The organism is Streptomyces sp. A 4/2 (assembly GCF_940670765.1).
Classification (GTDB): domain Bacteria; phylum Actinomycetota; class Actinomycetes; order Streptomycetales; family Streptomycetaceae; genus Streptomyces.
The window spans coordinates 1-10,924 of the sequence record NZ_CALNVW010000022.1 but is presented as its reverse complement, the minus strand read 5'-3'; the positions used below and the strand labels follow the sequence as shown (position 1 = coordinate 10,924).

The following is a 10,924-nucleotide window of genomic DNA, read 5'->3' as shown; positions in this document are numbered from 1 at the left end:
CCGCTCCCCCGGCCCTTGGCCCCCGACCCGGCCCGCGCCCGTACCGCCGCCGATCTCCTGGCCGGACTCCGCGCCCGGGACCCCCGCCTGCTGCTCTCCGCTGCGGACATCAGCAGGCTCACCCCGGCCGTGTCGGCCTGGCTGGAACGGGGCGTCGAGCCCGCCGCAGTACAGCAAACCCTCACCACGCTGCTGCCCCAGGAACCCCTGCACCACCCGGCGGGCTTCCTGGCCCACCGTCTGACAACCCTGCTCCCACCACCACTCCCACCGGAACCGGAACCGGCACCGCACGCACGCCCACACCCGTTCCAGACCTGCGAGACCTGCGACCGCGCCTTCCGCGCGCCGGAACCGGGACGGTGCAAGGAGTGCGCTGCCGACGAAAGCTAGAGCCTGTCTCCTCGGCGTCGAAGCCAACCAGCTCAAGATCCACCGGACCCGCTGGCAAAGCAGGCGATTTGGCGAGGTAAGCTGGCATTCCATGGTAATAAGCTCCGCCCTGTGGTCCTTCGCCCTAGTTGTAGGGCTTCTCACTCTGACTCCCGGACTCGATACCGCGTTGATCCTGCGCACGTCGGCCCTTGGCCGACGCAACAGAGCCTGGGGCGTCGTCCTCGGAATTCAGACCGGCACCCTGGTGTGGGGTGCGTTCACATCCCTCGGAGTGACCGCGCTTCTCACGGCTTCCCATCTCGCCTACACCGCGCTGCGCTGGATCGGTGCCGTCTACCTGATCTGGGTGGGGGCCCGCATGCTCCGGGACACCTTCCGGGGACTGCCTGCGGCAGATGTGGACGATTCCCTTCTGGCCGCCGGCGCGGACTCGGTCAGCGGCGGCTGGCGGCAGGGGACGCTCACCAACCTCCTGAACCCGAAGATGGGCGCTTTCTACGTCGCCGTCCTGCCTCAGTTCATCCCCCCAGGCACCGGCCACTTCACCATGGGCCTCCTGCTCACCACGGTGCACATCCTGATCGGTCTGCTCTGGTCTGCCGTCCTCATCGGCTTCGCTCGCGTCCTGCATGGCTGGCTCCGCAAGCCCCACGCCCGTCGCCTGCTCGACCGGATCACCGGCACGGTCATCGGCGCCTTCGGTTTGAGGCTGGCACTCAGCAACTGACGATCCGACCGTCGGAGTACGGCTCCCTGCTCAGCACCGGACGAGGTTGCCGAGCCGGAGGACATCGCACAGATGGTCAATCCCCTGTCCGGTGAAACCATGGTCGTGGTCGACCGGGCGTTGCTGATCAATTTCTCGCCGAAGGAGTGACGGTGCAGGACGCCGTTCCAGCCCAGGAGATCCTCGACTTCTTCCGGGAGAGCTTCGAGCACACCGCTTGGCGGCTGGAGACCCGCCGGGACTACGCCGCCGACCAGGCCACGGAGGAGTACCGCCAGTTCCACCGAGGAGTCGCGCCTCCACACGACGCGACCAGCCCCTGGTTCGTCAACGCCCGCGCCCGCGCATGCCTTGAAGCCGCCTGAGCAACATCGGAAACGACCGGGACCTGAAGAGAAACAGCGAGAAACACGGCGCCAGCTGAGAAACACAGCCGTCTACCGTCCTGTTCATGGGCACACGGACACTTCGACAGGCACAGCACGCGCACGCGGGTCAGTGCAGGGCTTCGATCGCCTTGACGATCAGAGCGCGTGCCGCCGCACCGTACACGGCCATGCCCCGTAGCTCGTCAAATGCCTTGAGGTACAGGGCGATCTCGGACGGCTGCGTGATATTCACCTGCGCCGAGAGCAGTTCGACGGAGACCAGGGTGTCGTCGTACACGTTGAACGTCTCCTGCGGCCACAGCGCTCGTTCCGGCGTTGCCATCGGTATGACGCCGAGCGATACGGCCGGCAGCGCACCGGCGGTCAGCAACTGTCCCAACTGTGCTGCCATGGCTTCGGCATCGCCCAGCTGGTAGCGCAACACCGCTTCCTCGATGAGCAGGAGGAAGTGATGCCCCGACTCGTGGATGATCTGCGAGCGTTCCAACCGGGCGACCGCTGCCTCCGGCCCGTCGTCGGGGACATCGAGAAACCGCGCGTTCGTGCTGAGCAACGCCCTCGCATAGCCCTCCGTCTGAAGGAAACCAGGGACAAGCGTCGGGGAGTACACCCGGAACGTGCGGGTGGAGCGATAGAGCTGCACGTAGCTGTCCTGCAACTGCCGCAGCCCCGTGCGCACCCGGCGCCGCCACTCGGTGTACAGGGACTCGGCGTGCCGTGATGCGGCGATCAGATCAGCGACCTGGTCGGGCGCGCTGCACGTGCGGCACCACAGGCGAATGTCCGTCGTGGACGGTGGTGTCCTCGCGTTCTCGATCCGCGATGTCTTGGCGTGATGCCAGCCGCATTGAACGGCCAGCTCGACGACCGTGAGCCCGGCGTCCTTCCTGAGGTCACGGAGTCGCCGCGCCACGTTCTCGCGGGCTTCCTGGGCTGAGGACGACGGAGAGATGGGCATGAGTCGGCCTGTTCGGTGCTTCCTGTCAGTGGATCTCGTACTGGTCGTGCGGGGTCCCACGCTCCCACACCGCTTCGAACGCGTCAGCACACTGCTTGACGAGGTCCGGCTCCGTGCGCAACTCCATCCCCGGTACGGCCCAGTTCCCCTCACCGGTGAAGTGGTTGAACAGCACCGCCGATCCGTCGAAGACCCACAAGTCGCTGCCCGGGAGCAGAAGGTCTGCGGCACGATGTCGCGGCAGCCACCGAACCTGCTCCCCGGCATGCACGTTGACGGGTGTACCTGCGTGCTCGTACCGGATGTACTCGGTGACAGGTTCGGAGACCACGCGCGCCCGACGGACGGTAACGCCGCGCTTTGTGGCGCGGGAGATGAGGTCGACCCACGGTGTCCAGTAGGCCGAGGCGGGATCGACGTCGCGAAGCTCTGTGGTCTGCCAGCGGGTGAAGTCATCGGCCTCGTCGCCCACCCCGTAGACGTCGCGCATCTCCAGGTGGACGGCGGAATGCTGTGCCGTCTCCATCAGTTCACGAAAGTTTGGCTCGCTCTGCGGCATCGCAGGCCTCCCTCAGCATCGGCACCAGGTGGACGGGAACGCGGATGACGCTCTCGTGTTCCGGGATTCCCTTCGCGTGTCCCGGTGCGGTGTTCTCCATGCACTGCGCGCGGGTGGCGTCGTCGGCTGTGTAGCTCTGCAGCACGATGTCGGCATTCTCCCGGTCCACCCATGCGGTCGGTGAACCGTTCTGCCCTGTGTTCGGATCGATCCCGATGAACTCTAAGTTCATGGCCACCCTCCGTGTCTTGCTGTGCGGTGATGTGCACCAATCTCATCGACCGTGGAGCACGGGTCAAGGGTGTGAACTGGCCATCCCCCTAGGGCGCTCCCGTATATGCACATCCATGCACATCAGTAGCAGCGGCACCCGTACCGCCTCTAGCGTCCCGAGCAGCAGCCCGGCTCGACCTCCCGTGCCGGGCTGACCATCTGCACCACGTTGCGGAGGCACGGGATGCCCACACCCCTCGGACCCCTACCGGCGATCGATTCGCTGTCCCAGCGCCAGCAACGCGGCATGGACTGCGTGTGGTGCGGGATCACCCTCGCCCCCGGGACGGCCGTCGATCTCGGCCCGCGTGACGTACGGATACTCGACCACACCACCCAGTGGTTCCCCCGCGCGTGCAAGCGCCACGACGGCACCGCCGCCTACCGGGCCGTGCTCGCCCACGCGGAACAGTGCCCGGACTGCCTGACCACCGGCTGCCCTGTGGGCGCACAACTGCGCCGCATCGTAAGGGAGACGCGGAAATGACCGACTGCCCGCGAGGCGACCTGCCGTACGAGAACTCCCGCCCCGGCCAGACCTCTTGGCGGAGCAGCAGGCCAGGGCGGGGTCAATCCCCACCGAACGCATCAGAGGAGATCAGTGTGAGCGCCCTCCGAGCCCCGGTCCCGACCCGTCCCCGATCCCCGTCATCACCCGGGCACTCCTCGCCGATAGGGAATCTCCGGGAAGAAAGGAGACCAGCCGTGCAGGAGAGCATCGACCCGCGATATGCCGAACTGGTCGCAGCGTGGAATCGGGCACAAATGCCGTCGCGTGACGGGGTCCGTCCCGTGCGCGGTTTCGTGGTGCCGAGCCCGAGGCGCTGATCCGTATGCCCTGGCCGTCAGCCCGTGCGGGGCGGCGGTCGGGGCTCTTCGCGTACCAGTAGCGTTCCGCGACGCACGGAGGCTCCGACCGCACCCAGGGAAAAGTCGCTGTACTGGGTAATCAGCTCACCGACCCGCCCCCGCGACCAGCCCCGGACCGCGCCCGCGCCACTCCCGCCGGAACCGGCACCGCACGCGCGCCCGCACCCGTTCCAGACCTGCGACTCCTGCGACCGCGCCTTCCGTGCGCCGGAGCCGGGACGGTGCAAGGAGTGCGCTGCCACTGCCCACGCCGACCTGTTGACTCTCACCTCCCACAGGACTGGGCGCCTAGCTTGCTAGAGTGCTAGCATCGTTTATGTGAGTGACGAAGAGGTCAAGCAGTTCAACGTGTACTTGCCTGTCGGGCTGATCAAGCAGGTCAAATACCGCGCCATCGATTCGGGCTCGTCCCTGTCGGCGTTGGTCGCAGATGCCCTGCGCGCCTACCTCGACGACGCCCATGGGCAGCAACCGCAATCGTCCGAGAAGGAGACCTGATATGGCGACCGAAGGCATCGAGGCCGTATTCCTGACGACCCACAACTGGGGCAAGGCGGCGAAGTTCTTCCAGGGGCTGGGCTACGAGCTGGAGTTCTCGACCGACCACAACTCCGGCCGGCTCCGCAACGGTGACGGACCCTACCTCTTCATCGCCGAGGTCCCCGAGGACCGAGAGCCGCAGACCCAGATCGTGCTGAAGGTTCCGGACGCGGACACGTTCCGTCCCGATCCTGCCGTCGAGGTGGTCACGCCGTTCATCGACACCCATTTCGGGACCAGGGAGATGACCGTCCGCGACCCCGACGGCCGACTGTGGAGCCTCCAGGCCCCCGCAAAGAACTGACCGCGCCGACGACGACCGCGACAGACAGGGGAACGCCATGGCTGACGAACAGAACGAAGCGCCGGACAGCACCGCGGTGCGTACCGCCCTCTGGCGGGCGCTGCACGTACAGGCCGACCCGCCGCCGCACGTGATCGAGGACGAGGTCGGGCTGCGGCTGGTGGCCCCCGACGACGGCTGGCGGCGGCGCCCGGACATGGACCCGCGCGGCACCAGCGGGTTCCGGGCAGCCATCGTGGCCCGCGCCCGTTTCATCGAGGACCTGGTCGTCGAGCAGGCCGGGCACGGCGTCACTCAGTACGTCGTCCTGGGCGCCGGGCTGGACACCTTCGCCCAGCGTAGGCCGGAAGTCGCCTCCCACCTGCGGGTGTTCGAGATCGACCAGCCGGGCACCCAGGCCTGGAAACGCCGACGCCTGATCGAACTCGGCTACGGGATCCCCGACTGGCTGCGCCTGGTACCGGTCGACTTCGAGGCGGACGGGGACTGGTGGCAGCAGCTGTCCGACGCCGGTTTCGACCCCACCCGGCCGGCGGTCGTCGTCTGCACCGGCGTCACCATGTACCTCACCAAGGACGCCACCACGGCCACCCTGCGCACGCTCACCGCGCTCGCCCCCGGCTCGACACTCGCCATGACGTTCATGCTGCCCACCGAACTCATCGACGACGCCGACCGCCCCGCCCTGGAAGCGACCAAACCGCAGGCGAAGGCATCCGGAACACCGTTCATCAGCTTCTACACCCCGCGGGAGATGCTCACACTGGCCCGCGACGCGGGCTTCGAGAACACCCGGCACGTGTCAGGAAGCTCTTTCGCCGACCGGTACTTCGCCGACCGGACCGACGGACTGCGCCCGTCGAGCGGCGAGGACCTGCTGGTGGCCACCGTCTGACGCCCTCGGCCATCACCCGCCTGCCCATGGAGACAGACGACCGAGAAGGCGCCGACACCTGGGCGCGGGTTCGCTGATTTCGGCCTTGACCACCTCGGTACAGCGGCCATATACGAGAGCGATCCCGGGGAGGCCGGCCGGCGCTGGCGGTTTTGGCACTACCGGACGAGGAGGGCGCTTACGGGTTTGCCGTCGGCTGTCTGGCGGGTCACGGCGATGGTGCGGGCGAGCCTGGCTGGAGTGCGACGCCGCGCATCTGTTCCGTGGCCGATGTCGACTACCTCCCCACCCGGGCCACGGAAATCTATGTCGGCCGGGGTAGACATTGAGCGGTGGTGTGGCTATGGTTTCTCTCGTAGCCCAGAGAGACAGCAGGGCCCGGCAGAGACGAACTGCCGGGCAGGAGTACCGCAATTGCAGTTCGCAGGACGGTGCGGTGGTGGAGTTCCGAAGCCAGGGTTGTTGCAGGATGGCGACGGGGCTGACGGCCGGACCGGGTGGCCCGCAGTGATCAGGGGCCGCCGCGAGCAGTACCGCAGTTCACGCAGTAACGAGTACCCGCAAGTGCAGTACGCAGTGAAGTCAGTGAGCAGCACCTCGGTGAAGGCGTCGGCTGCGGACGCGCGCACCGGGAGGTTCGGCAGTGGGGTTCTAAGCCAGAGCATATGCAGGACGGGCGACGGGGCTGGCTGTCGGAAAGTGGCGCTTTACAGGTCACAGAGCAGTACGCAGGAGAGCAGTACCAGCAGTAGGTAAGTGACTGATCCCAGAGGGAAGAAACGGAGGACCAGGCGCCATCAGGATCGCCCGGGCGGAAGTCTTGAGCCCGGGTACCGCAGGACATCGATAGTGAGGTGGTCTCCGGTCAAGCAACCGCGATCCCCGCAACCCCGACAACTTCCAGGTCGGGTCAGCGGAAACAGAAGGCCGGTGCAGCGTCAGGGCCGGCAGATGGTGTAGCAGTTCCTTCGGGGCCCGGGTGCCATATGGCACCCGGGCCCCTCCATGCGTTCCACAGAGAGGTGCAAATGACAGCAGACGACTCGTTCGGCCGTCTCGACGACGACGACTACCCCGCCTACACGATGGGCCGGGCCGCCGACATGCTCGGCACCACCCAGGGCTTCCTCCGCGCCATCGGCGAAGCCCGCCTCATCACCCCGCTGCGCTCCGAGGGCGGCCACCGCCGCTACTCCCGATACCAGCTGCGCATCGCCGCCCGCGCCCGGGAGCTCGTCGACCAGGGCACCCCCATCGAGGCCGCCTGCCGCATCGTCATCCTTGAGGACCAGCTCGAAGAAGCCCAGCGCATCAACGCCGAATACCGCCACGCCGCCGAGTCGGAGAACCCGACGACTGCGGACTGAGGCGGCGCGTCCCGGCACCCGCCCGACCTTCCCGCCCGCGCTCGTATACAGCCGCTTCCCGGATGGGCCCTGCCACCCGCCTGTTTCGCGCGATGGTGGTGGTATCTGAGGCACTCGTGTGAGCGCCGCGCAGCAGCACTGCTGCTGCGCGGCGCTGATCTGCGCCGGACCGGCCTACGGGCTCAGCGCCGGGACCGGCATACGGGCTGATGGGGCGGCGCCGCAGGGCGGTGTCACCCGCAAATAGTGGTGCGCGCCGAGCCGGAAAGAGCGACCGCTCTTCCTGAAACCCTGAATTTCAGGTGGCCCAATATCTATGACCGCGAGACGAGAGTTTAATGCGCCGCGCGGACAGTGTGTTTACCGCAACGAGCAGATTGAAGTTATTAACCGTACACAGGCCGCTACCGCATGCTACTGTCGATCCCAGTTGCAGTAGTGGTTTCCCAAAACTTCAACACTTTCACCGGTATTTTCAGCCGCAGGAAGTGTTTTGTATTTCCGGTTATTCTTCGGGCGGGGCATCATCGCGGCGACCCGGTATCCGTGGATTGCGGGTCCCGGCGTACTGCCCCACAAGGAGATATGACATGGCGTCTGGCACAGTGAAGTGGTTCAACGCGGCCAAGGGTTTCGGCTTCATCGAGCAGGACGGCGGCGGCGCTGACGTGTTCGCCCACTTCTCGAACATCGCCGCCGATGGCTTCCGGGAGCTGCTCGAAGGCCAGAAGGTCACCTTCGACATCGCGGCGGGCCAGAAGGGCCCGACGGCCGAGAACATCGTTCCCGCCTGACGCCGACGAGCACTTCGCAGCTGGGGCCCGCATCCCTCGGGGTGCAGGCCCCAGCTACGGGCATTTCCCGCGTCTACCCCTGTGGGGCAACGACGCCGCGGATTCCTCTTCAGCAATGCGGGCCTCTTCAAAGGTGCGCCCGTAGACGTCCGGGATTTAACGTCCACATGACGCCACCCATTTCATAGCCTGCACTCACACCGGATTCGCCGCGGGCCAGATCTGCTTTCGCATTTCGTTCGGTCCGTTCTTGTGATTCCCCGCACTGTTCTTCCGCTGCGGGAATTCCTTGATACGTGCCGTATCAAGGAAGGTTCTGAATGAACCCCACACGTACGAACAACCGCTCCTCTCGCAGCCGTACCGGCGGTCCCGCTTTCGGCTCTGGCGCTGGTTCGCAACGCGGCAACCGCTTCGGCTCGCCCGCCCCGCGCCGTTCCGCAGGGCCGAGCCGCCCGGGCGGCCAGGGCCGGCGGCCCGCAGCGGTCTCGGGCGAGTTCGCCCTGCCGAAGACAGTCACTCCCGCGCTGCCCGCCGTCGAGGCGTTCGCTGATCTCGACATGCCCGAGCGGCTGCTGGCCTCACTGACCGTGCAAGGCTTGCGCATCCCGTTCCCGATCCAGGGCGCGACCCTGCCCAACACCCTCGCGGGCCGCGATGTCCTCGGTCGCGGGCGCACCGGCTCAGGTAAGACCCTCGCCTTCGGCCTGGCCCTGCTGGCCCGCACCGCCGGACAGCGCGCCGAACCCTGCCAGCCGCTGGCGCTGATCCTCGTGCCGACGCGTGAGCTGGCACAGCAGGTGACCGACGCTCTCACCCCCCACGCCCGCTCGGTGAGCCTGCGCCTGACCACCGTCGTCGGCGGAATGCCGATCGGCAGGCAGGTCAGCGCACTGCGGCGTGGTGCCGAAGTCATCGTCGCGACGCCGGGCCGCCTCAAGGACCTCATCGACCGAGGCGACTGCCGGCTGAACCAGGTCGCGATCACCGTCCTCGACGAGGCCGACCAGATGGCCGACATGGGCTTCATGCCCCAGGTCACCGCGCTCCTGGACCAGGTACGGCCCGAGGGCCAGCGGATGCTCTTCTCCGCCACCCTCGACCGCAACGTCGACCTCTTGGTACGCCGCTACCTCACCGACCCGGTCGTCCACTCCGTCGACCCGTCTGCAGGCGCGGTCACCACGATGGAGCACCACGTCCTGCACATCCACGGCGCCGACAAGCATCGGACGACCACGGCGATCGCGGCCCGCGAAGGCCGGGTGATCATGTTCCTGGACACCAAACACGCCGTTGACCGGCTGACGCAGGATCTGCTGAACAGCGGGGTGCGGGCCGCCGCCCTGCACGGCGGGAAGTCGCAGCCGCAGCGCACCCGGACGCTGGCCCAGTTCAAGACCGGGCACGTCACTGTGCTCGTCGCGACGAACGTCGCGGCACGCGGTATCCACGTCGACAACCTCGACCTCGTCGTCAACGTCGACCCGCCGACCGACCACAAGGACTACCTGCACCGCGGTGGCCGCACCGCGCGGGCCGGCGAGTCCGGCCGTGTCGTCACCCTGGTCACCCCCGGCCAGCGCCGCGACATGACCCGCCTCCTGGCGGCCGCAGGCATCGTCCCCCAGACCACCCCGGTCCGCTCAGGGGAAGAAGCACTCAGCCGGATCACCGGCGCCCGGACACCCTCCGGTATCCCCGTGACAATCACCGCGCCGGTGGCCGCACGGCGTGAGCGCACCCGCAGCACGGCCTCCCGCGGCCGACGCAGCCCCGCATCAGCTGCCCGGCGCACGACCGTGCGGCAGTCCTCCTTCGACGCGGCGGCCTGAACCCGTGATCAGGAAACTGGCCTGTCTCTGCAGGAGGCACGTTGCGGCACTGATTCACATGCACCCCCGCCCGTCGAGCGGCGCCCCTGCCCACAGGACGGTGGCCGACGCCATGGACACAGCCGGACCGCAGGTCTGCGACGACATGACCGTCGCAGTGGCCCTGTCGGTCATCGACGAGCAGTGCAGCGCTCCGGGCGTCCTCGCCCTTGCCCACTGACCGCCTCACCGCGGCACAACCATCCCCTTCTTCCCCTCTGTGAGGCTTCATGCGCTGTGTTATCGCCCGCTTCCCGTTCGACCTCACCAAGAGCGGCGTCCTGGAATCCATGAAGGGCGTCAAGCCCGAACAGGTCATCGGCGAGTCCGTGATCATCGGCCGCCGCACCTATCCGATCAAGCAGGTCGGGCAGGTCATCACGCGCCAGGACCGCCGCGATTTCAGCGCCGGTGAAATCCTCCGGGCCATGACCCAGCTCGGCTTCACCTGCCCCGGCCTTGCCCACACCGCCGCGCCCAAGCGCGCTCCCAGCCCGTTCCAACAGGCTTCCGCGATGCTCGGTGCCCCTGCCGCCGTCTGACCGACGGGCAGGCACGAGCCGCCACCAGAACAACAGTGAGGGTCCGACCCGGCAGGCGCCGGTCGGACCCTCACCGCGTGCCGGGAGATTCCTCAGCGCGCAGTGATTCAGTGGTCGGAGTAGCTGAAGTCGCCCATGGTCCAAGCGCTGAAGTCGCCCATGGTCCAAGCGCTGACGTCATCGATCGCCACGCGGTACATCCCGCCCGTCTCCGGGATCCCCACCGCACCCTGCAGAATCCGCGCCACATGGAAATGCAGATGCGTGGGCGGCTCCTCCTCACGCGTCGTAGCGGTGAAGGCGGCGGAGAAATCGCTCGGGCGGGCCGAGTCCGCCAGGACCTCCGGCACCCGCTGCCTCCAGACCGCTTCGGGAGCCAGCGGCCCGGTGATGACAGCACCAGGGTGGTCCATTGCCCTATCCCCGCCGCATCTCC

14 protein-coding genes and 1 pseudogene are annotated in these 10,924 nt (G+C 67.4%); 11 read left to right on the top strand and 4 right to left on the bottom strand.

What is annotated here, in order from left to right:
• From NBY69_RS17700 to NBY69_RS17690, 3 genes and pseudogenes are all read left to right on the top strand, one after another.
• Positions 1-393, top strand: a pseudogene (locus NBY69_RS17700) (helix-turn-helix domain-containing protein); the annotation flags it as partial.
• Positions 394-484: 91 nt separating this feature from the next.
• Entirely contained in the window at positions 485-1,123 is a 639-nt protein-coding gene (locus tag NBY69_RS17695; protein WP_250301963.1) for a LysE family translocator, read from the top strand.
• Between the two features lie 152 nt (positions 1,124-1,275).
• The gene (locus NBY69_RS17690) at positions 1,276-1,488 is read left to right on the top strand and encodes a DUF6879 family protein (protein ID WP_250301962.1); all 213 of its coding nucleotides are present in this window, start codon (positions 1,276-1,278) and stop codon (positions 1,486-1,488) included.
• 130 nt (positions 1,489-1,618) lie between these two features.
• Here the strand turns inward: NBY69_RS17690 and NBY69_RS17685 are convergent, their stop codons facing one another.
• From NBY69_RS17685 to NBY69_RS17675, 3 genes are read right to left on the bottom strand one after another with little or no spacing between them, the layout of a single operon-like run.
• Positions 1,619-2,470 carry a helix-turn-helix transcriptional regulator gene (locus NBY69_RS17685; protein WP_250301961.1) on the bottom strand — a complete coding sequence of 284 codons (852 nt, stop codon included), beginning with the start codon at positions 2,468-2,470 and terminating at the stop codon, positions 1,619-1,621.
• A gap of 25 nt (positions 2,471-2,495) precedes the next feature.
• Positions 2,496-3,029: a DUF6879 family protein gene (locus NBY69_RS17680; protein WP_250301960.1), complete on the bottom strand. Its 534-nt coding sequence runs from the start codon at positions 3,027-3,029 to the stop codon at positions 2,496-2,498.
• The gene (locus NBY69_RS17675) at positions 3,001-3,261 is read right to left on the bottom strand and encodes a hypothetical protein (protein WP_250301959.1); all 261 of its coding nucleotides are present in this window, start codon (positions 3,259-3,261) and stop codon (positions 3,001-3,003) included. Before NBY69_RS17675 ends, NBY69_RS17680 begins: the two co-directional genes overlap by 29 nt.
• Before the next feature lie 225 nt (positions 3,262-3,486).
• Here NBY69_RS17675 and NBY69_RS17670 point away from each other — a divergent pair, with 225 nt between their 5' ends.
• The 8 genes from NBY69_RS17670 to NBY69_RS17635 all read left to right on the top strand — a co-directional run bounded on the left by NBY69_RS17670 (position 3,487) and on the right by NBY69_RS17635 (position 10,488).
• Positions 3,487-3,789: a hypothetical protein gene (locus NBY69_RS17670; RefSeq protein ID WP_250301958.1), complete on the top strand. Its 303-nt coding sequence runs from the start codon at positions 3,487-3,489 to the stop codon at positions 3,787-3,789.
• 701 nt (positions 3,790-4,490) lie between these two features.
• Positions 4,491-4,670 carry a CopG family transcriptional regulator gene (locus tag NBY69_RS17665; RefSeq protein ID WP_250301957.1) on the top strand — a complete coding sequence of 60 codons (180 nt, stop codon included), beginning with the start codon at positions 4,491-4,493 and terminating at the stop codon, positions 4,668-4,670.
• 1 nt (position 4,671) lies between these two features.
• Positions 4,672-5,016: a glyoxalase/bleomycin resistance/extradiol dioxygenase family protein gene (locus NBY69_RS17660; RefSeq protein WP_250301956.1), complete on the top strand. Its 345-nt coding sequence runs from the start codon at positions 4,672-4,674 to the stop codon at positions 5,014-5,016.
• 37 nt (positions 5,017-5,053) lie between these two features.
• On the top strand, positions 5,054-5,911 hold the full coding sequence (locus NBY69_RS17655; RefSeq protein WP_250301955.1) for a class I SAM-dependent methyltransferase: 858 nt from the start codon (positions 5,054-5,056) through the stop codon (positions 5,909-5,911).
• Positions 5,912-6,939: 1,028 nt separating this feature from the next.
• Positions 6,940-7,278: a MerR family transcriptional regulator gene (locus NBY69_RS17650; protein ID WP_250301954.1), complete on the top strand. Its 339-nt coding sequence runs from the start codon at positions 6,940-6,942 to the stop codon at positions 7,276-7,278.
• A 590-nt stretch (positions 7,279-7,868) separates the two neighbouring features.
• Positions 7,869-8,072 (top strand): cold-shock protein, encoded by a 204-nt coding sequence (locus NBY69_RS17645; protein ID WP_250301953.1) that lies wholly within the window; start codon positions 7,869-7,871, stop codon positions 8,070-8,072.
• Between the two features lie 320 nt (positions 8,073-8,392).
• Entirely contained in the window at positions 8,393-9,907 is a 1,515-nt protein-coding gene (locus tag NBY69_RS17640) for a DEAD/DEAH box helicase (protein ID WP_250301952.1), read from the top strand.
• Positions 9,908-10,176: 269 nt separating this feature from the next.
• Positions 10,177-10,488: an SCO5918 family protein gene (locus tag NBY69_RS17635; protein ID WP_250301951.1), complete on the top strand. Its 312-nt coding sequence runs from the start codon at positions 10,177-10,179 to the stop codon at positions 10,486-10,488.
• A 107-nt stretch (positions 10,489-10,595) separates the two neighbouring features.
• On the opposite strand, the gene NBY69_RS17630 is transcribed toward NBY69_RS17635, so the two are convergent.
• Positions 10,596-10,901: a hypothetical protein gene (locus NBY69_RS17630; protein ID WP_250301950.1), complete on the bottom strand. Its 306-nt coding sequence runs from the start codon at positions 10,899-10,901 to the stop codon at positions 10,596-10,598.
• Positions 10,902-10,924: the final 23 nt, after the last annotated feature.